Genomic DNA, 20,475 nt, shown 5'->3' with positions numbered 1-20,475 from the left:
TTCCAGAGAGTGGGTTGTCTTGGTTGCCGGGTTGGATGGGGTTTGGTTGCGGGACGGTAGCGAACGGATTTCGGGACTTTGGTCCCGGAGCGGGCTGAAATCGGCCCTTCACGCCCGGTAGCGGTAGCCCAGCCCCCGGACCGCCTCCAGGGGGTCCGCCGCCTCGTCGCCCGCCGCCTGGCGGAGCTTGCGCCGCAGCCGCAGCACCGCGAACTTCACGCGCTCCCGGCCGGTGCCCTCCGGGTCGTCCCACACGCGGTCGAGGAGCTGATCGGTGGTGATCACCCGGCCCCGGTTGCGGACGAGGACCTGAAGCAGGCGGTACTCGATGTCGCTGAGCCGGGTCTCGTGGCCCTGCCACACCGCCGAGCGGCGCTCGGGCACCAGGCGCAGCCCGTCGTCGCCGAAGGAGTCGCCGGCCCAGCGGGTGGGCGCGCTGCGGCGCAGCAGCGCCTCGACGCGGGCGAGGAGCTCGTCGTTGCCGAAGGGCTTGGGGAGGTAGTCGTCCGCGCCGGCGCGCAGGCCGCGCACGCGGTCGCTCTCGGCGCCCCGCGCGGTGAGCAGGAGCACGGGCAGGTCGCTCATGTCCCGGATGCGCTCCAGCACCTCCCAGCCGTCGAGGCCGGGCAGGCCGATGTCGAGGATCATCAGCGCGGGGCGCTCGGCGAACAGCAGCCGCAGCGCCTCCCGGCCGTCGTCGGCGGCCACGACCTCGTAGCCGTTGCGGGTGAGCAGGACGCGCAGGGCGAGGGCGAGGTCGGGGTCGTCCTCGACGACCAGGACGTGGGTGGTCATGACGTGACCTCCGCGTCGCCCGAAGCGGCGCCCGGAGCGGCGTCCGGAGCGCCCGCCGACGGGCTGTCCGGGGCGTCCGCCGACGGGTCGTCCGGAGCGCCCGCCGGCGGGCCCGCGATCGGCAGCCGGATGCGGAAGACCGCGCCCTCCCCCTCGCGCCCGCCGACGGCGATCGTGCCGCCGTGCCGTTCGACGACCGTGCGGCCGATGGCGAGGCCGAGACCGGTGCCCGGGTAGCCGCCGGAGCGGGCGTTGGGGGCCCGGACGAAGCCGGTGAAGATCTCGTGGCGGTACTTCTCGGGGATGCCGATGCCGGTGTCGGCGACCTCGATGTCCCAGTGGACGCCCCGGGGGGCGGCCGTGATGGAGACCCGGCCCCCGGCCGGGGTGAACTTCGCGGCGTTCTCCAGCAGATTGCCGATCACGTGCCGGAGCCGGTGGCGGTCGCCGCGCAGGGCGGGGCCGTCCTCGCAGTCCAGCACGGCGAAGACGCCCGCCGCCTCCAGTTCTCCCATGTGGTCCAGCAGGGCCTCCGCGAGCATGCCGGGCACGTCCACGGGGGCGAACTCCAGCTCCGGCCCGACGGCCCGCATCCGGGTCGTCAGCAGCAGGTCGGAGATCACCCGCTGCATCCGCCCGGCGTTGCGCCGGATGGCGTCGAGGAACGAGGCCTGCTCGCTGGTGAGGGTGCCGAAGGCGGGGTCGGCCAGGAGCTCGCCGAAGCTGCTGATGGAGGTGAGCGGGGTGCGCAGCTCGTGGGAGGCGGCGGCGGTGAAGGCGTTGCGCTGGCGGGCCAGCTCGGTCAGCGCGGCGTTGTCGCGCTTCAGGTCGTGCTCGCGCCGTTTGACGTCGGTGATGTCCGTAAACGTCCACAGGGCGCCCAGATAGGCGCTGTTCCTGCGCAGCGGCTCGACCTGGCGGCGGATGGTCCGTCCGTCGGTCAGCGGGATCTCGGCGACGCGGTGGACGTGGCGGCGGGCCAGGATCTCGTCCGGGGCGTGGGGCATGGAGACGTCGGTGGTGTCGGTGGTGGAGAACGCCCGGACGAGCTGGACGACCGTCCGCATGGGGGCGCCGGGGGAGAGGTCGGCCCTTCCGTCGAGGTCGAACATGGCGACGAACCTGCGGTTGACGGCGAGCACCTCGTCGGCCTGGCTCTGCAGGAGCGCGCCGGACGGCAGGGCCTCCAGGACCGCCTGGAGGCGGTCCCGGTCCTCCGAGGACATCATGACTCTCACCTCCGGAACCTCGCTTAAGGGATCTTCCGGAAGAACCGTATGACAAAGCGGATGCGCCCGCTTCCATCGCGGACCGGCGCCGGTGGCGACGCCCCGGCCCTCCGCGCGCCCCCGGTCCGTAGACTGGGCCGCGTGAGCGAGCGCCCCCTGAATGACGAGAACGGCGATCTCGAATCCGGCGAAACCGGTGCGTCCGGTCCCGCCGACCGGTTCGAGGAGATCGTCGATGCCGAGACCGACCGAGACCCCGACCTCGCCGTGATCGAGGCGGGCAGCCGCACCCTGCGCACCCAGTCGGGCCCGCCGCAGGGCGACGGCGTGCCGGCGCGCCCGGAGGACCCGGAGGTGGACCGGGCCCTGCGCGAGGTGGAGGCGGAGCTCGCGGGCCGCTGGGGCGAGACCAAGCTGGACCCGTCGCTGGTCCGCGTGGAGGCCCTGATGGACATCCTGGGGCAGCCGCAGCGCGCCTACCCCGCGATCCACATCACCGGCACCAACGGCAAGACCAGCACCGCCCGCATGATCGAGGCCCTGCTGGGCGCCTTCGACCTGCGCACCGGCCGCTACACCAGCCCGCACGTCCAGTCCGTCACCGAGCGGATCAGCCTGGACGGCGCCCCCATCGCCGCCGAGCGCTTCATCGAGACGTACCGGGACATCAAGCCGTACGTCGAGATGGTCGACGAACGCGAGGAACACCGGATGTCCTTCTTCGAGGTCATCACGGGCATGGCCTTCGCCGCCTTCGCGGACGCCCCCGTCGACGTGGCCGTCGTCGAGGTCGGCATGGGCGGCACCTGGGACGCCACGAACGTCGTCGACGGCACCGTCGCCGTGGTCACCCCGATCGCGCTCGACCACACCGACCGGCTCGGCTCCACGCCCGGCGACATCGCCACGGAGAAGGCCGGCATCGTGAAGTCCGGCGCCACCGTGGTGCTGGCCCAGCAGCCGGTGGACGCTGCGCAGGTGCTGCTCAAGCACTCCGTCGAGGTCGATGCCACGGTCGCCCGCGAGGGCATGGAGTTCGGCGTGGTCGCCCGGGAGGTCGCCGTCGGCGGCCAGCTGCTGACCCTGCGCGGCCTGGGCGGCGAGTACGAGGACGTCTTCCTCCCGCTGTACGGCGCCCACCAGGCGCACAACGCCGCCGTCGCCCTGGCCGCCGTCGAGGCGTTCTTCGGGATCGGCTCGCAGCACGCCCGTCCGCTCGACATCGACGTGGTCCGGCGCGCCTTCGCCTCGGTCACCTCGCCGGGCCGGCTGGAGGTCGTGCGCCGCAGCCCCACGGTGGTGCTGGACGCCGCGCACAACCCCGCGGGCGCCCGTGTCACCGCCGACGGCATCACCGAGGCGTTCGGCTTCAGCCGGCTGATCGGCGTCGTCGGCACCAGCGCCGACAAGGACGTCCGCGGGCTGCTGGAGGCCTTCGAGCCGATCTTCGCGGAGGTCGTCGTCACCCGTAACTCCACCCCGCGCGCGATGGACGTCGACGAGCTCGCCGGCCTGGCCGTCGAGGTCTTCGGCGCCGAGCGGGTGCAGGTCGAGCCGCGCCTGGACGACGCCCTGGAGGCCGCGATCACCCTCGCCGAGGAGGAGAGCGAGTACTCCGGCGCGGGCGTCCTGGTGACCGGTTCGGTGATCACCGTCGGCGAGGCCCGGCTGCTGCTGGGGAGGCGCTGACATGCGGACGCTGTGCGCCAGCACCCTGATCGGCGAGTTCTTCGTCATCGGTTTCGCCGGCCTGGTCGCCATGCAGACCTCCGACCTGTCCACGGGCACGGTCTGGGCCGTCAGCGGCACCGCCATGGTGCTGAGCGTGCTGCTGTGCGGCATGATCACCCGGCCCGGCGGCGTCCAGCTGGGCTGGGCGCTCCAGCTGGGCCTGATCGCGAGCGGCCTGGTCGTCCCGATGATGTTCATCCTGGGCGTGGTCTTCGCCGGTCTGTGGTGGGCCTCGGTCCACTACGGCCGCAAGGTCGACGAGGCGAAGGCCCGCTTCGCCCGGCTGACGGCGGAGGCGGAGGCGGCGGAGGGCACCGCCTGAGCGCCGGGCGAGGGCGCCGCCCGGGCGCCGGGCCGAGCCAGGGCCCGCCCCGGCCCCTCCGGGCCGAGTACCGGCGGGCCCGGGCGGGCCTGTAGCCTTCGCCCCACGCATCCGATCGCCTGCCCGCTAGGAGCCCGCAGTATGAGCCAGCGCACCCTCGTCCTCCTCAAGCCCGACGCGGTCCGCCGCGGCCTGGTCGGCGAGATCATCGGCCGTATCGAGCGGAAGGCCGGCTGGACGATCGGCGCGCTGGAGCTGCGCACCCTGGACCGCGCCACCCTGGAGCAGCACTACGCCGAGCACGTGGGCCGTGAGTTCTACGAGCCGCTGATGGGCTTCATGTCCTCCGGCCCGGTCGTGGCGCTGGTCGTCGAGGGCGAGCGCGTCGTCGAGGGCGTCCGCGCGCTGGCCGGCCCGACCGACCCGATCTCGGCCGCTCCCGGCTCCATCCGTGGTGACTTCGGCACCATCACGCGCGAGAACCTCATCCACGCCTCGGACTCCACCGAGTCCGCGGAGCGGGAAATCAAGATTTTCTTTCCCGGTCTCGCCTGATACCGGACCTGATACCGGATCAACCGGATCAGCCGAACAGGCATTCTGATCAGGGCGGTCGATTAATCCCTTCGGCCGCCCTTGGCATATGCGCGCCGATCGGGGGAACCTCTCACTCCGACACGACGTCACCATTACTGGGGCCAGCTCGTGTTCCGCCGACAATGGCGGAGGAACCCTCGCGCCACGTTCGAGTGGGCGAGACTACGATGAAGCTTCCGCGCCCGCAGCGCACCACCTGCCGACCTCGAGTAAGCATTCGCCCAAACTGGGAAGGCCAGACGTATCCTCATGGGGAACAACATGTCGTTCATCGGCCGTGACATGGCTGTCGACCTCGGGACCGCCAACACGCTGGTGTACGTCAGAGGCCGCGGGATCGTCCTCAACGAGCCGTCAGTCGTCGCGATCAATACCAACACCGGTGGGATCCTCGCGGTGGGCGCCGAAGCCAAGAAGATGATCGGCCGAACTCCGGGGAACATCGTCGCGGTGCGTCCGCTCAAGGACGGCGTCATCGCCGACTTCGAGATCACCGAGCGGATGCTCCGCTACTTCATCCTCAAAATCCACAAGCGCCGCTGGATGGCCCGCCCGCGGGTCGTGGTCTGTGTGCCCTCCGGAATCACCGGCGTCGAGCGCCGCGCCGTCATCGAGGCCTCCACCCAGGCCGGCGCCCGTCAGGTGCACATCATCGAGGAGCCCATGGCCGCGGCCATCGGTTCCGGCCTGCCCGTCCACGAGGCCACCGGCAACATGGTCGTCGACATCGGCGGCGGCACCACCGAGGTGGCTGTGATCTCGCTGGGCGGCATCGTCACCGCGCAGTCCATCCGCGTCGCCGGCGACGAGCTGGACAACGCGATCATCCAGCACATCAAGAAGGAGTACAGCCTCCTCCTCGGTGAGCGCACCGCCGAACAGATCAAGATCACCATCGGTTCGGCGTACGACCTGGAGCAGGACGAGCACACCGAGATCCGCGGCCGTGACCTGGTCAGCGGTCTGCCCAAGACCGTGGTCATCTCGGCCGCCGAGGTCCGCAAGGCCATCGAGGAGCCCGTCAACTCCATCGTCGACGCCGTCAAGACCACCCTCGACAAGTGCCCGCCCGAGCTGTCGGGTGACGTCATGGACCGCGGCATCGTTCTCACCGGCGGAGGGGCACTGCTGCGTGGCCTGGACGAGCGGCTGCGCCGCGAGACCGGGATGCCCATCCACATCGCCGAGGATCCGCTGGACTCCGTCGCCCTGGGCTCCGGCAAGTGCGTCGAGGAGTTCGAGGCGCTCCAGCAGGTCCTGGACGCCCAGCCCCGCCGGTGAACAAGCCGTGGCGATATCCCGTCCCCGGTGCACCGGCAGCGCCCAAACAACCTGATATACAGGCAGAACGCTCCCGATGACCGTCCGGGCCCGCAGCCGGGCGGTCCGACGAGAAGGGCACGCCGCCGCACGTGAGGGACACACGAGAGAGCCGGCTGCTGCTGGTCCTGCTGATCGCGATCGCCTTCGCGCTGATCACGGTCGACATCCGCGGCGGTGAGCAGTCCCCGCTCGACGGAGTGCGCCACGCGGCGGCCTCGGCCTTCGGACCGGTGGAGAAGGGCGTCGCCGCCGCGGTCGACCCGGTCGGCGAGGCCGTCGCCGCCGTCCGCGACTCCGGGGACCGCAGCAGCCGTATCGCCGAGCTGGAGCGCGAGAACACCGCTCTCAAGCAGCGCCTGGGCAGCGACGACCGCAACCGCGGCCGGCTCCGCGAGCTGGACGCCATGCTCAAGACCGCCGGCCGCGGCCAGTACGGCATCAAGGGCGCCCAGGTCATCGCCATAGGAGCCGCGCAGGGCTTCTCCTGGACGGTCACCATCGACATCGGCGCCAACGACGGCGTCCGCCGCGACATGACCGTGCTCAACGGCGACGGGCTCGTCGGCCGCGTCACCACCGTCGGCCCGGGCACGGCCACCGTCCTGCTCGCCAGCGACCCCAAGTTCACCGTCGGCACCCGCATGGAGAAGACCGGCGAGATCGGCTTCGCCAACGGCCAGGGCGACAGCTCCCTGCGCGTCGAACTCCTCAACGGCAAGGCCACCGTCCGCAAGGGCGACCGCCTCGTCACCTTCGGCTCCAGCCGGGACAAGCCCTTCGTCGCCGGCGTGCCCGTCGGCGAGGTCACCCATGTCGAGCCCGCGGGCGGCGGCCTCACCCGCACCCTCCTGGTCCGCCCCTTCGTCGGCTTCAGCAAGCTCGACCTGGTGGGCGTCGTCGTCCAGGCGCCCCACGACGACCCGCGCGACGCCGTGCTGCCGCCCAAGCCCGAGGCCCCCAAGCCCGCCCCCACCGTGACCGTCACCGTCACCCCCAGCCCGAGTGCCAAGCCCCAGGACTGAAGACCGATGCGCCTGAACCGGATCCTGCTCTCGACCGCGCTCGTGGTGGTGGCCCTCGTCGTCCAGGTGAGCGTCCTGGCCCGGCTCCACCTCCCCGGCGCGGTGCCCGACCTGATGCTCCTCGTCGTCGTCGGCCTCGCCCTGGTCTACGGCCACACCACCGGCTGTCTCGTCGGCTTCGGCGCGGGCCTCCTCGCCGACCTCGCGCCCCCCGCCGACCACGCCACCGGGCGCTACGCCCTGGTGCTCTGCCTCATCGGCTACCTGGTCGGCCTCGCCCGGCCGGAGAGCGGCAGGGTCCGCTCGGCCACCGTCCCCATGCTCGCCGTCGTCGGCGCGGCCGTCCTGTCCACGCTGCTCTACGCGGGCGTGGGCTCCCTCGTCGGGGACACCGCCGCCCGCCACGTGGGCCTGAGCGGCCTGGTGGCCACCGCGGCCTGCTACGACCTGCTGCTCGCGCCCTTCGTCGTCCCGCTCGTCATGGCCATGGCCCGCCGTACCGTCTCCGACCCGCTCGCCGGCGACGGCACGGCCGTCGCGGGCGGCGGCGACGGGGCGTACGGGCGGACGACCAAGGGCAGCTTCCGCGTCGGCCGGATGAGCCGCAGGAACCGGCTGGGCGGCCGCGGCCGGGGCGGCCGCCTCGGCGTCCAGCACGGCGGCCTGCTGCCGAGGGCCGGGCGCCGGCAGCCGAAGCTCAAGGGGGTCAAGCGCCTGTGAACGCGCTTTCCGAGGGACGGACGTCCCGGGTCACGATCCGGCTGATCGTCATTCAGATCCTGGTGTTCTCGCTGCTGCTCACCCTCGCCGGACGCCTGTGGTACCTCCAGATCCGCAACGGCGACCAGTACACCGCCGAGGCCGCCAGCAACCACATCCAGCAGGTCGTCGCCCCCGCCACCCGGGGCTCCATCCTCGACGCCCGGGGCGTGCCGCTCGCCGACAACGAGACCCGGCTCGTCGTCTCCGCGAACCGCACCGACCTGATGAAGATGAAGGACCGGGGCAAGGCCGTCCTCACCCGCCTCGCGGGCGTCCTGAACCTCAAGCCCGAGGACGTCTCCGCCAAGGTCCGGCTGTGCGACGCCAAGACCCCCAAGCCCTGCTGGGCCGGCTCGCCCTACCAGCCCATCCCCATCACCGACGAGGCCACCACCCAGCAGGCGCTCCAGATCCGCGAGCGCCAGGAGGACTTCCCCGGCGTCACCGCCGAGCCCACGGCCGTACGCCGCTACGCGGGCCCCGGCGGCTCCAACACCGCCCAGGTCCTCGGCTACCTCTCGCCCGTCACCGACGCCGAGATCACCAAGGCCAAGGACTCCCGCACCCCGCTGCTCCGCTCCGACCAGGTCGGCCGCTCCGGGCTGGAGCGGCAGTACGACTCCGAGCTGCGCGGCAGGGCGGGCGTCACCCGCTACGAGGTCGACAACCTCGGCCGCGTCATCGGCAAGGCCAAGAGCGACAAGGCCGTCCCCGGCGCCAACATCGTCACCAGCATCGACGCCCGTGTGCAGGCCATAGCGGAACGGGAGCTGGACCAGGCGATGAAGGACGCCCGCAAGGAGCTCGACCGCAACACCGGCGTCAACTACAAGGCCGACGCGGGCGCCGTCGTCGTACTGGAGTCGAAGACCGGCCGGGTGGTGGCCATGGCCTCCAACCCCACCTACGACCCCAACGCCTGGGTCGGCGGCATCTCCGGCAAGGACTACAAGGCCCTCACCGGCGAGGACTCCAACTACCCGCTGCTCAACCGGGCCATCCAGGGCCAGGCGGCCCCCGGCTCCATCTTCAAGGTCATCAGCACCACCGCCGCCGTCAAGGCCGGCTACGGCTTCACCGACCACTACAACTGCTCCAGCGCCTACAGCATCGGCAACCAGGTCTTCAAGAACTACGAGTCCAAGGGCTACGGCGCCATCGACCTCGGCCAGGCGCTGGAGGTCTCCTGCGACACCGTCTTCTACGACCTGGCCTACCGGCAGTGGCAGAAGGACGGCGGCAACAAGCCCCAGCACCCGGCGGACTGGTTCTACAAGACCGCCCACCAGTTCGGGCTCGGCAAGGAGACCGGCATCGACCTGCCCAACGAGGTCCGTGGCCGGGTCCCCGACCGCGAGTGGAAGAAGCGCTACTGGGAGGCCAACAAGGACGTCTGGTGCAAGCAGGGCGACAAGGACGACAGCTACGCCGGAAAGATCGCCAAGGAGAACTGCGAGTCCGGGATGCGGATGCGCGCCGGTGACTCCGTCAACTACTCCATCGGCCAGGGCGACACCCTCGTCACCCCCATCCAGATGGCCACCATCTACGCGGCCATAAGCAATGGCGGCACCCTCTGGAACCCCACCGTCGGCAAGGCGGTCATCAGCCCCGACGGCAAGCGCGTCCAGGAGATCAAGCCGGCCTCCCACGGCCGGCTGCCCGTCGACCGCACCCTGCGCGACCAGATCGACGGCGCCCTCGCCGGCGTCGCCACCAAGGGCACCGCCGCCTGGCGCTTCCAGGGCTGGCCGCAGGACCGGATCCCCATGCACGCCAAGACCGGCACCGCCGAGGTCTACGGCAAGCAGACCACGTCCTGGTTCGCCACCTACACCTCCGACTACACGGTCGTCATGACGATCGCCCAGGGCGGCACCGGCTCCGGCGCCTCCGGCCCGGCCGTGCGCAACATCTACAACGCGCTCTACGGCGTCGACGAGAAGGGCAAGGTCGACGACTCCAAGGCGCTGCTGCCGCACCCGGAGAGCGGACTCCCCAAGATCGAGAAGGACGGCACCATCGAGGCACAGCCCATCCCCACGGCCCCGCCGTCGCCCTCGTCGTCCAGCTCCGACGGCGCCTCGCCCCCGCCCTCGGCGTCCCCCGCGGACACCGGACTCCCGTCCCCTCCGCCGGAGACCCCGTCCGAGCCCGCGACCCGGCGGGAGGAGCAGAACCGATGAGCACCGCCCAGGGCTACCGGGTCCGCCGCTTCACCCCCGAACGCGGCGCCTGGTCCCGTCTCACCGCCCGCGACTCCGTGCTGCGCCGCCTCGACTGGGTGATACTGCTCGCCGCCCTCGCCCTGTCCGCCATCGGCACCCTGCTCGTCTACTCGGCCACCCGCAACCGCACCGAGCTCAACCAGGGCGACCCGTACTACTTCCTGCTGCGCAACCTGCTCAACACCGGCATCGGCCTGGCCATCGCCATCGCCACGGTCTGGGTCGGCAACCGGGCGCTGCGCGGCGCCGTCCCGATCCTCTACGGCATCTCCTGCCTCTTCACCCTGGCCGTGCTCACCCCGCTGGGCGCGACGATCAACGGCGCGCGCTCCTGGATCCAGCTCGGCGGCGGCTTCTCCATCCAGCCCTCCGAGTTCACGAAGATCACCATCGCGCTGGGGATGGCGATGCTGCTGGCTGGCAAGGTCGACGCGGGGGACCGCCGCCATCCCGACCACCGGACCGTGATGCAGGCCCTCGGCCTGGCCGCGCTGCCGATCGTGATCATCCTGCTGATGCCCGACCTCGGCTCGGTCATGGTGCTCGTGGTGATCGTGCTCGCCGTGCTCCTCGCCTCCGGGGCCTCCAACCGCTGGATCGCGGGCCTGCTGGGCACCGGCGTCCTCGGCTGCGTCCTCATCTGGCAGCTCGGGGTGCTCGACGAGTACCAGATCAACCGCTTCGCGGCCTTCGCCAACCCCGCCCTCGACCCCTCCGGCGTCGGCTACAACACCAACCAGGCGCGGATCGCCATCGGCTCCGGCGGGCTGTCCGGTTCCGGTCTCTTCCACGGCTCGCAGACCACGGGCCAGTTCGTGCCCGAGCAGCAGACCGACTTCATCTTCACCGTGGCCGGCGAGGAACTCGGCTTCGTGGGCGCGGGGACGATCGTCTTCCTGCTCGGTGTGGTCCTCTGGCGGGCCTGCCGGATCGCCCGGGAGTCCACCGAGCTCTACGGCACCATCGTGGCCGCCGGGATCATCGCCTGGTTCGCCTTCCAGAGCTTCGAGAACATCGGCATGACCCTGGGCATCATGCCCGTCACCGGACTGCCGCTGCCGTTCGTCTCCTACGGAGGGTCGTCGATGTTCGCCGCCTGGATAGCGGTGGGACTGCTCCAGTCGATCAAGGCGCAGCGGCCGGTTTCCGCGTAACCGGCCGTACGAGCAGCCGGTACGAGCAGCCGGTACGAGCGGCCGGTTTCCGCGCGGCCGGGCGGCAGGGGACTGCCGCCCGCGCCGTTCGCGCACTAGATTCGGCGTCATGGCGGACACCGTGAGAGAGATCGAGCGGAAGTACGAAGCCGGGAAGGATACGGGCGCGGCCCGGCTCCCGGACCTGAGCGGGGCCGCGCCGGTCTCGACCGTCACCGACGAGGGCGTGCGCGAGCTCGACGCCGTCTACTACGACACCGCCGACCGCCGGCTCGCCGCGGCCGGCATCACCCTGCGGCGGCGCACGGGCGGCCCGGACGAGGGCTGGCACCTCAAGCTCCCGGTCGCCGAACCGGCCACTCCGGGGGCGCGGGACGAGACCCGCGCGCCCCTGACTGTCTCAGCGATACCGCGCGCCCTCACGTCCCTGGTCCGCTCCCGCACCCGGGACGTCCCGCTGGCCCCCCTGATGCGGATCGTCTCGCGCCGGGAGGTCCGCCATCTGCTCGCCGAGGACGGCACGCTCCTGGCCGAGGCGAGCACCGACACGGTCACCGCCACCCGCCTCACCGACGGGAACCTGACCGACGGGAACCTCACCGACGGGACCACGGACGCCAAGGCCTCCGCCCACTGGACCGAGATCGAGATCGAGCTCGCCGAGGGCGCCGACCCCGCCCTGCTGGACACCCTCGACCCCCTGCTGCGCAAGGCCGGCCTGAGACCGTCCAAGGCGCCCAGCAAACTCGCCCGCGCGCTGCGCGAGACCGGCCTGGGCGAGCCCCCGCGCCGCACCGCCGCCGGCCCGGCAGCCAAGGCCCCCGCGGGCGACCACGTCCTGGCCTTCCTCCGCGCACAGGCCGAGGCCGTCGTCGCCCTCGACCCCGGCGCCCGGCTCGGCACCGAGGACGCGGTCCACCAGATGAGGGTCGCCACCCGCCGCCTGCGCTCCTCCTTCCGCAGCTACGGCAAGGTCCTCGACCGCCGGGCCACCGACCCGCTCGGCCAGGAGCTGAAGTGGCTCGCCGCCGAACTGGGCGTCGACCGCGACCGCGAGGTCCTCGCCGAACGACTGCGCGAACGCCTCGACGAACTCCCGCGCGCCCTCGTCCGAGGCCCCGTCCGCGCCCGGCTGCGCACCTGGTCCACAGCCGGCCGCAGAGGCTCCCGGAGACGGCTGACCGCCGTGCTCGACAGCGCCCGCTACCTGACCCTCCTCGACCGCCTCGACGCCCTCCTCGCCGACCCGCCCCTGCGCGAGGCCGCCGCCGGACCACCGGGCGCCGTGCTGGCCAAGGCGATGCTCCGCGACTACGGCCGGCTGGCCGGCCGCGTCGAGCACGCCCTCGCCACCGCCCCCGGCCACGACCGCGACACCGCGCTCCACGACGCCCGCAAGGCCGCCAAACGCGCCCGCTACGCCGCCGAGGCGGCGACCCCGGCGCTGGGCAAGGAGGCCAAGCGGTTCGCCCAGCAGATGAAGTCCGTCCAGACCCTGCTGGGCGACCACCAGGACAGCGTCATGGCCCGCGGCACCCTGCGCGCGATCGCCGCCGAGGCGGAGGGAGCGGGCGAGCCCACCTTCACCTTCGGGGTGCTCTACGGGCGCGAGGAGCGCCGCGCCGAGCAGGACGAGCGGGAGCTGCCGGGGCTGTGGGAGCGGGTGGCGGAGCGGATCTCGGCTGTCTCCCTACGCTGACCTGCGGTGATCGCGGCGGGCGGGGCTCCTCGCGCGGCACGTTACGCTAGAGAGTCGCACTGTGCCCGCTCACGAAGGTTCGCCCAGATGACTGCCGAATCGGTCTTCCCGCAGCTCGAGGCCCTGCTCCCGCATGTGCAGAAGCCCATCCAGTACGTGGGTGGCGAGCTGAACTCCACCGTCAAGCCGTGGGAGGAGTGCGACGTCCGCTGGTGCCTCATGTACCCGGACGCCTATGAGGTCGGGCTGCCCAACCAGGGCGTCATGATCCTCTACGAGGTCCTCAACGAGCGTGAGGGCGTCCTCGCCGAGCGCACCTACAGCGTGTGGCCGGACCTCGAAGCCCTGATGCGCGAGCACAAGGTGCCGCAGTTCACCGTGGACAGCCACCGGCCGGTCAAGGCGTTCGACGTCTTCGGCCTCAGCTTCTCCACCGAGCTCGGCTACACCAACATGCTCACCGCCCTGGACCTCGCCGGGATCCCGCTGGAGTCCAAGGACCGCACGATCGACGACCCGATCGTCCTCGCCGGCGGCCACGCGGCCTTCAACCCCGAGCCCGTCGCGGACTTCATCGACTGCGCCGTGATCGGCGACGGCGAGCAGGCCGTGCTGGAGATGACCGAGATCATCCGCGCCTGGAAGGCCGAGGGCCGCCCCGGCGGCCGCGACGAGGTGCTGCTGCGCCTCGCGAAGACCGGCGGCGTGTACGTCCCGCGCTTCTACGACGTCGAATACCTGCCCGACGGCCGTATCGCCCGTGTCGTGCCCAACCAGTCGGGCGTGCCGTGGCGGGTGTCCAAGCACACCGTCATGGACCTCGACGAGTGGCCGTACCCCAAGCAGCCGCTGGTGCCGCTGGCCGAGACCGTCCACGAGCGGATGTCGGTGGAGATCTTCCGCGGCTGCACCCGCGGCTGCCGCTTCTGCCAGGCCGGCATGATCACGCGCCCCGTGCGCGAGCGCAGCATCACCGGCATCGGCGAGATGGTCGAGAAGGGCCTCAAGGCGACCGGCTTCGAGGAGGTCGGCCTGCTGTCGCTGTCCTCCGCCGACCACACCGAGATCGGCGAGGTCGCCAAGGGCCTGGCCGACCGGTACGAAGAGGACAAGATCGGCCTCTCCCTGCCCTCGACCCGCGTCGACGCGTTCAACGTCGACCTGGCGAACGAGCTGACCCGCAACGGCCGCCGTTCCGGTCTGACGTTCGCCCCCGAGGGCGGCTCCGAGCGCATGCGCAAGGTCATCAACAAGATGGTCTCGGAGGAGGACCTCATCCGGACCGTCGCCACCGCCTACGGCAACGGCTGGCGCCAGGTGAAGCTGTACTTCATGTGCGGCCTCCCCACCGAGACCGACGAGGACGTGCTCCAGATCGCCGACATGGCGACGAACGTGATCGCCAAGGGCCGCGAGGTGTCGAAGTCCAACGACATCCGCTGCACCGTCTCCATCGGCGGTTTCGTGCCCAAGCCCCACACCCCCTTCCAGTGGGCGCCGCAGCTCTCCGCCGAGGAGACCGACGCCCGCCTGGAGAAGCTGCGCGACAAGATCCGCGGCGACAAGAAGTACGGCCGCTCCATCGGCTTCCGCTACCACGACGGCAAGCCCGGCATCGTCGAGGGCCTGCTCTCCCGCGGTGACCGCCGCCTCGGCGCCCTCATCCGCGCCGTCTACGAGGACGGCGGCCGCTTCGACGGCTGGCGCGAGCACTTCAGCTACGACCGCTGGATGAAGTGCGCCGAGGCGACGCTGCCCGAGCAGGGCGTCGACGTCGACTGGTACACCACCCGCGAGCGCACCTACGAGGAGGTCCTGCCCTGGGACCACCTGGACTCCGGTCTCGACAAGGACTGGCTCTGGGAGGACTGGCAGGACGCGCTCGACGAGACCGAGGTCGAGGACTGCCGCTGGACCCCGTGCTTCGACTGCGGCGTCTGCCCGCAGATGGACACCCACATCCAGATCGGCCCGACGGGCAAGAAGCTGCTGCCGCTCTCCGTGGTCAAGTGAGCCGGAGCCGGTGAGGGCGTGCGGGGCCGCAAGGCCCGTACGCCCCCGTACGGCCGGGCCCGCGCGCGTACGCTGGGCAGCAGCACGACCGCACTCAATGAAGGACTAGAACACTGGGCAAGCGACAGCCCGAAGGACCGCCGCCCGCACCCGCAGTGCAGCGCATCCGACTGCGCTACACCAAGCGCGGCCGCCTTCGGTTCACCAGCCACCGCGATTTCCAGCGCGCCTTCGAGCGGGCGCTGCGGCGCGCCGAGGTGCCCATGGCGTACTCGGCGGGCTTCACCCCGCACCCCAAGGTCTCCTACGCCAACGCCGCCCCCACCGGAACGGGCAGCGAGGCCGAGTACCTGGAGATCCAGCTCGCCGAGGTCCGCGACCCCGCGCACCTGCGGGCACTCCTCGACGAGTCGCTGCCGGCCGGGCTCGACATCGTCGACGCGGTGGAGGCCCACACCTCCTCCTTCGCCGACCGGCTCCAGGCCTCCGTGTGGGAGCTGCGCCTCGACGGCGTCGAGCCCGCGGACGCCCGGCGCGCGGTGGAGGCCTTCCTGGCCGCGGAGACCGTCGACGTCCAGCGCCGCACCAAAAACGGGTTGCGGACCTTCGACGCACGTGGCGCCGTGTCCCGACTCGAGGCCCTCGACGCTCCGGCCGATAGGCCGGGCGACGGTGCCTGTGCGATACTGCGGCTGGTTGTTCGGCACGTGACACCTGCCGTACGACCCGACGACGTCCTGTCCGGTCTCCGCGCTGTGGCCGACCTGGCGCCGCCGGTCCCCGCAGCGGTGACCAGGCTGGCGCAGGGGCTGCTCGATGAGGAGTCCGGCACGGTGACCGACCCGCTCGCGCCCGACCGCGACGCCGCCCAGGCCGCCCCATCCACGGCCGCCGGTACCGGCGCCGCGCAGCAGGTGCCGGAAGGTTCCGCGTAAGGACGGCCGTCGCCGCGCCGCCGCGCCACCAGGGAGCCACCCGGTCCGGCAGGCGCACTGACCAGGAGACTTTCGCCGGTGCCGGGACACTCGGAACCGGCGAGCGAGACTACAGCTCCCGTGCGGCGATCGCGCCCCGGGCCGCGGTACCGCGCTCATCACGCGGTGTCGTGGCCGGACCGGCGCGGCGCCCGGGAGCGTGACGGGAGAACCGCCCGCATGCTCGAATCCAATGAGCCCACGGAGCCGGGGGGCGCGCAGAGCGTTCCCGGCAACAACAATGACAATTCGCCCAGCGACACGCTGCCGCCGCGCCGCCGTCGCCGAGTGGCGTCCCGCCCCGCGGGGTCGCCTGTGACCTCCGGCGCGTCCGAGGCTCCGGCCCCGGCCGCCGAGGCCGCCGCCCCGGAGACCCCGGCGCGCCCGCGCCGCCGCGTCACCCGCAAGACCGCCGCCGCCACGGCCGCCGCCGAGCCCACCACGGCCGAGCCGGCCGAGGCCGCGTCCGAGGCCGCCCCGGCCGAGGAGACGCCCGCCCGCACCCGCCGCCGCGCGACGCGCAAGGCGACGGCCCCGGCCGGCGCGCCCGAGGGCGCCGCCGCCGAGGAGGCGCCCGCCGCTGCGGCCGAGGTCGAGGCCGAGGTCGAGGTCGGGGAGGCGCCTGCCGCCGCCCCCGCCCGTACCCGCCGTCGCGCCACCCGTAAGGCGACCGCCCCGGCCGGTGCGCCGCAGGCCGCCGAGCCGGCCGCCGCCGAGCCGGCCGTCGAGGCCGCGCCCGCCGAGGCTGCCGCGGCTCCGGCCGAGGAGGCCCCTGCCGCCGCCCCCGCCCGTACCCGCCGCCGTGCCACGCGCAAGGCGACGGCCCCGGCCGGTGCGCCGCAGGTCGCCGAGGAGGCGCCCGTCGCCGCCGCTGCCGAGGCCGAGGAGGCTCCGGCCGCCGAGCCCGCTCGTACGCGTCGTCGCGCCACCCGTAAGGCGTCCGCTCCGGCGGGTGCGCCGCAGGCTGCCGAGGTCGTCGAGGCCGAGCCGGTCGTTCCCGCTGCTGTGGAGGCCGTGATCGAGGCCGAGGCCGAGGTCGAGGAGGCGCCTGCCGCCGCCCCCGCTCGTACCCGTCGTCGTGCCACGCGCCGCGCGTCCGCCCCGGCCGGTGCGCCGCAGGCCGCTGAGGTCGTCGAGGCCGAGCCGGTCGTTCCCGCTGCTGTGGAAGCCGTGATCGAGGCCGAGGCCGAGGTCGAGGAGGCGCCTGCCGCCGCCCCCGCCCGTGCCCGTCGTCGTGCCACGCGCCGCGCGTCCGCCCCGGCCGGTGCGCCGCAGGCTGCCGAGGTCGTCGAGGCCGAGGCCGTCGTGCCCGCCGCCGTGGAGGCCGTGACCGAGGCCGAGGCGCCCGAGGCCGTCGCCGAGGCGCGCCCCGCCCGTTCGCGCCGTCGCGCCACCCGTAAGGCGACCGCCCCGGCGGGTGCCCCGCAGGCCGCCGAGGTCGTCGTCGAGGCCGAGGAGGAGGCGGAGGAGGCCCTGGAGGCCGCCGCCGAGCCCGTCGCCGAGGAGGCCCCGGCCCGTCCCGCCCGTACGCGTCGCCGTGCCACGCGAGCGGCCGGCAGCGCCGGTGCCGAGGAGGCCCCGGCCGCCGAGCAGGCCCCCGCCGGTGGCGGCCGTACGCGCCGTCGTGTCGCGGTCGAGGCCGCGCCGGTCGAGGAGGCCCCCGAGGGCGGCCGTCGCCGCCGCGCCGTCCGTCCGCCGACGGCCGTCTTCCAGGCGCCGGTCTTCGCCGAGCCGATGTTCCAGACGCCGGAGACCGCTGCCGCCGCCGCTGCGGCCGAGGCCGCCGTCGAGCCCGTGGCCGAGGAGGCCGCCGAGCCCGTCGTCGAGGAGCGCGGCCGTCGTCGCCGTCGCCGTCGCGGCGAGCCCGCCGAGCCGGTGGTCCCGGCCGCCCCGGTCGCCGAGGCGGTCGAGGAGGAGCCCGAGGCCCTGGAGGAGCAGGCCGAGGAGGCCGTCGCCGAGGACGAGGAGCTGGGCGAGCGCCCGTCGCGCCGTCGTCGTCGCGGTGGCCGCCGTCGCCGCCGTGGCGAGGCCGCCGAGATCGAGGGCGCCGAGGAGGAGGCTCCGGCCGAGGAGGGCGCCGAGCCCGCCGAGGAGGAGGCCGAGACCGAGGAGGCCGAGGAGTTCTCGTCCGCCGGCAGCCGTCGTCGCCGCCGTCGCCGTCGCCGCAGCGGTGAGGCCCTGGAGGCCGAGCCGGGCGCCGACGAGCCGGAGCGCACGGTCGTCAAGGTCCGTGAGCCGCGCGAGCGTGCCTCCCGCACCGAGGGCGGCACGGGCTTCGACGAGGTCCAGTCCATCAAGGGTTCGACCCGTATGGAGGCGAAGAAGCAGCGCCGCCGCGAGGGTCGTGAGCAGGGCCGCCGCCGGGTGCCGATCATCACCGAGGCCGAGTTCCTGGCCCGCCGCGAGGCCGTCGAGCGGGTGATGGTCGTGCGCCAGCACGGCGACCGCACCCAGATCGGTGTGCTCGAGGACAACATCCTCGTCGAGCACTTCGTCAACAAGGAGCAGGCCACCAGCTACGTCGGCAACGTCTACCTGGGCAAGGTCCAGAACGTGCTGCCGTCGATGGAGGCCGCGTTCGTCGACATCGGCAAGGGCCGCAACGCCGTCCTGTACGCGGGCGAGGTCAACTTCGAGGCGCTCGGCATGGGCAACGGCCCGCGCCGCATCGAGACCGCGCTGAAGTCCGGCCAGTCCGTGCTCGTCCAGGTCACCAAGGACCCGATCGGTCACAAGGGCGCCCGGCTGACCAGCCAGGTCTCCCTGCCCGGCCGCTACCTGGTCTATGTGCCCGAGGGCTCGATGACCGGCATCAGCCGCAAGCTGCCCGACACCGAGCGCGCGCGTCTGAAGCAGATCCTCAAGAAGATCGTCCCCGAGGACGCGGGCGTCATCGTGCGCACCGCCGCCGAGGGCGCGAGCGAGGACGAGCTGCGCCGTGACGTGGAGCGTCTCCAGGCGCAGTGGGAGGACATCAAGAAGAAGTCCAAGCAGATCTCGACGAGCGCGCCGAGCCTGCTGTACGGCGAGCCGGACATGACCGTCCGTGTCGTCCGCGACATCTTCAACGAGGACTTCTCCAAGGTCATCGTGAGCGGTGACGAGGCGTGGCAGACCATCCACGGCTATGTCTCGCACGTCGCTCCCGACCTGACGGACCGGCTCCAGAAGTGGACGTCCGAGGTCGACGTCTTCGCCACGTACCGGATCGACGAGCAGCTCTCGAAGGCGCTGGACCGCAAGGTCTGGCTGCCCAGTGGTGGCTCGCTGGTGATCGACCGGACCGAGGCGATGGTCGTCATCGACGTCAACACCGGCAAGTTCACCGGTCAGGGCGGCAACCTCGAGGAGACGGTCACCAGGAACAACCTGGAGGCGGCCGAGGAGATCGTGCGCCAGCTGCGGCTGCGCGACCTCGGCGGCATCATCGTGATCGACTTCATCGACATGGTGCTGGAGTCCAACCGGGACCTGGTGCTGCGGCGCCTGCTGGAGTGCCTGGGCCGGGACCGTACGAAGCACCAGGTCGCCGAGGTGACGTCGCTGGGCCTGGTCCAGATGACCCGTAAGCGGGTGGGCCAGGGCCTGCTGGAGTCCTTCTCCGAGTCCTGCGTCCACTGCAACGGTCGCGGTGTGATCGTCCACATGGAGCAGCCCACCTCCGTGGGCGGCGGTGGCGGTGCCGTCGGCGGCAAGCGCGGCAAGAAGAAGGGCAAGGCCGCGGCCGAGCCGGTCGTCGAGGCCGCTCCGGCCGTCGCCGAGGCTCCCGCCGAGGCGCCCGAGCTGGAGCCGGTGACGGTGGCCGAGGCGGATCTGGTGCCCACGGTCGGCGGTGACGACGAGTGGTTCAGCAGCCCGGCCGAGGCCGAGGAGGCCGCCCGCCGCGGTGGCCGTACGCGCCGCCGGGCGACCCGCAAGGCGTCCGCGCCGAAGCCGGAGGCCCCGGCCGAGGCGGAGGTCGTGGTGGTCAAGGCCGCCCCGGCCGAGCCCGCCGCGCGGCCCGAGCCCGAGGCGGCCCCCGCGCCGGTCGTCGAGCCCGAGCCCGAGGCCGCTCCCGAGGCCGCCGCGCCGGTGGCCGAGGAGGCCGCCCCGGCCCGTCCGCGCCGTCGTGCCACCCGTAAGGCGTCCGCTCCGGCGGGTTCGCCCGCCGGGGCCGAGGACACCGCTGTGGTCGTCGTCGCCGCGCCGGAGCCCGAGGCCCTGCCGGCCGAGGAGCCCGTGGTGGTGGCCGAGGCCGACGTCGAGGTGATGGCCGACGCGGAGCCCGAGGCCGCCCCCGCCAAGAAGACGGCCCGTAAGACGGCCGCCAAGAAGGCGCCGGCGAAGAAGGCGACCACGGCCAAGAAGGCGGCGGCCAAGAAGACCACCACCGCCAAGAAGGCGACGGCGAAGAAGGCGGCCACCAAGACGGCCGCCAAGAAGGCGCCCGCCAAGCGGACGACGAAGAAGGCCGTGGCGGCCGAGCCCGCCGCGGAGGACTGAAGTCACCACCCCGCCGGGGGGGGGGCCCGGCGGGGCCGCCCCCGCGGGGGGGGGGGGGCGGGCCCCCGGGGGGGGGGGCCGCCCCCGGGCCCGGGGGCGGGGGGGGTAACGGTTTGGGGTGTAACCCCCGGGCCAAACCCGGCC

General features: G+C 72.8%; 14 protein-coding genes. 12 read left to right on the top strand and 2 right to left on the bottom strand.

Features of this window, described 5'->3' with window-relative positions; genetic code table 11:
• Positions 1–108 precede the first annotated feature (108 nt).
• Entirely contained in the window at positions 109–795 is a 687-nt protein-coding gene (locus ACFYZR_RS21095) for a response regulator transcription factor (protein WP_391912421.1), read from the bottom strand.
• Positions 792–2,024 (bottom strand): sensor histidine kinase, encoded by a 1,233-nt coding sequence (locus tag ACFYZR_RS21090; RefSeq protein WP_391912418.1) that lies wholly within the window; start codon positions 2,022–2,024, stop codon positions 792–794. Before ACFYZR_RS21090 ends, ACFYZR_RS21095 begins: the two co-directional genes overlap by 4 nt.
• A gap of 141 nt (positions 2,025–2,165) precedes the next feature.
• Between ACFYZR_RS21090 and ACFYZR_RS21085 the strand changes: the two genes are divergently transcribed.
• The 12 genes from ACFYZR_RS21085 to ACFYZR_RS21030 all read left to right on the top strand — a co-directional run bounded on the left by ACFYZR_RS21085 (position 2,166) and on the right by ACFYZR_RS21030 (position 20,331).
• Entirely contained in the window at positions 2,166–3,713 is a 1,548-nt protein-coding gene (locus ACFYZR_RS21085; protein WP_391912416.1) for a bifunctional folylpolyglutamate synthase/dihydrofolate synthase, read from the top strand.
• Between the two features lies 1 nt (position 3,714).
• A complete protein-coding gene (locus tag ACFYZR_RS21080) occupies positions 3,715–4,077 on the top strand; it encodes a DUF4233 domain-containing protein (protein ID WP_391912414.1) in 363 nt (120 codons plus the stop codon).
• A 141-nt stretch (positions 4,078–4,218) separates the two neighbouring features.
• A complete protein-coding gene (gene ndk, locus ACFYZR_RS21075; protein WP_391912412.1) occupies positions 4,219–4,632 on the top strand; it encodes a nucleoside-diphosphate kinase in 414 nt (137 codons plus the stop codon).
• Between the two features lie 303 nt (positions 4,633–4,935).
• Positions 4,936–5,955 carry a rod shape-determining protein gene (locus ACFYZR_RS21070; protein WP_004950903.1) on the top strand — a complete coding sequence of 340 codons (1,020 nt, stop codon included), beginning with the start codon at positions 4,936–4,938 and terminating at the stop codon, positions 5,953–5,955.
• Between the two features lie 131 nt (positions 5,956–6,086).
• Positions 6,087–7,019 (top strand): rod shape-determining protein MreC, encoded by a 933-nt coding sequence (mreC, locus tag ACFYZR_RS21065; protein WP_391912410.1) that lies wholly within the window; start codon positions 6,087–6,089, stop codon positions 7,017–7,019.
• Positions 7,020–7,025: 6 nt separating this feature from the next.
• A complete protein-coding gene (gene mreD, locus ACFYZR_RS21060) occupies positions 7,026–7,739 on the top strand; it encodes a rod shape-determining protein MreD (protein WP_391912408.1) in 714 nt (237 codons plus the stop codon).
• A complete protein-coding gene (mrdA, locus tag ACFYZR_RS21055) occupies positions 7,736–9,967 on the top strand; it encodes a penicillin-binding protein 2 (protein ID WP_391912406.1) in 2,232 nt (743 codons plus the stop codon). Before mreD ends, mrdA begins: the two co-directional genes overlap by 4 nt.
• On the top strand, positions 9,964–11,163 hold the full coding sequence (rodA, locus tag ACFYZR_RS21050; protein ID WP_391912404.1) for a rod shape-determining protein RodA: 1,200 nt from the start codon (positions 9,964–9,966) through the stop codon (positions 11,161–11,163). Before mrdA ends, rodA begins: the two co-directional genes overlap by 4 nt.
• Before the next feature lie 109 nt (positions 11,164–11,272).
• Positions 11,273–12,862 (top strand): CHAD domain-containing protein, encoded by a 1,590-nt coding sequence (locus tag ACFYZR_RS21045; RefSeq protein ID WP_391912402.1) that lies wholly within the window; start codon positions 11,273–11,275, stop codon positions 12,860–12,862.
• Between the two features lie 87 nt (positions 12,863–12,949).
• Positions 12,950–14,875: a TIGR03960 family B12-binding radical SAM protein gene (locus ACFYZR_RS21040; RefSeq protein WP_391912400.1), complete on the top strand. Its 1,926-nt coding sequence runs from the start codon at positions 12,950–12,952 to the stop codon at positions 14,873–14,875.
• Between the two features lie 155 nt (positions 14,876–15,030).
• Complete coding sequence (locus tag ACFYZR_RS21035; RefSeq protein WP_391912398.1) at positions 15,031–15,810, top strand: TIGR03936 family radical SAM-associated protein; 780 nt, start codon at positions 15,031–15,033, stop codon at positions 15,808–15,810.
• Between the two features lie 219 nt (positions 15,811–16,029).
• Entirely contained in the window at positions 16,030–20,331 is a 4,302-nt protein-coding gene (locus ACFYZR_RS21030; protein WP_391912396.1) for a ribonuclease E/G, read from the top strand.
• Positions 20,332–20,475 lie beyond the last annotated feature (144 nt).

Source organism: Streptomyces sp. NPDC001678 (assembly GCF_042892945.1).
Classification (GTDB): Bacteria; Actinomycetota; Actinomycetes; order Streptomycetales; family Streptomycetaceae; genus Streptomyces.
Note: the sequence above shows the minus strand (reverse complement) of the source record. Positions and strands in the feature narration are given on the sequence as shown.

What these genes read in the sequence shown, in the direction of transcription:
- ACFYZR_RS21095 (WP_391912421.1), bottom strand. Translation starts at nt 795, where the DNA reads ATGACCACCCACGTCCTGGTCGTCGAGGACGACCCCGACCTCGCCCTC.
- ACFYZR_RS21090 (WP_391912418.1), bottom strand. Translation starts at nt 2,024, where the DNA reads ATGATGTCCTCGGAGGACCGGGACCGCCTCCAGGCGGTCCTGGAGGCC.
- ACFYZR_RS21080 (WP_391912414.1), top strand. Translation starts at nt 3,715, where the DNA reads ATGCGGACGCTGTGCGCCAGCACCCTGATCGGCGAGTTCTTCGTCATC.
- ndk (WP_391912412.1), top strand. Translation starts at nt 4,219, where the DNA reads ATGAGCCAGCGCACCCTCGTCCTCCTCAAGCCCGACGCGGTCCGCCGC.
- ACFYZR_RS21070 (WP_004950903.1), top strand. Translation starts at nt 4,936, where the DNA reads ATGTCGTTCATCGGCCGTGACATGGCTGTCGACCTCGGGACCGCCAAC.
- mreD (WP_391912408.1), top strand. Translation starts at nt 7,026, where the DNA reads ATGCGCCTGAACCGGATCCTGCTCTCGACCGCGCTCGTGGTGGTGGCC.
- rodA (WP_391912404.1), top strand. Translation starts at nt 9,964, where the DNA reads ATGAGCACCGCCCAGGGCTACCGGGTCCGCCGCTTCACCCCCGAACGC.
- ACFYZR_RS21045 (WP_391912402.1), top strand. Translation starts at nt 11,273, where the DNA reads ATGGCGGACACCGTGAGAGAGATCGAGCGGAAGTACGAAGCCGGGAAG.
- ACFYZR_RS21040 (WP_391912400.1), top strand. Translation starts at nt 12,950, where the DNA reads ATGACTGCCGAATCGGTCTTCCCGCAGCTCGAGGCCCTGCTCCCGCAT.
- ACFYZR_RS21030 (WP_391912396.1), top strand. Translation starts at nt 16,030, where the DNA reads ATGCTCGAATCCAATGAGCCCACGGAGCCGGGGGGCGCGCAGAGCGTT.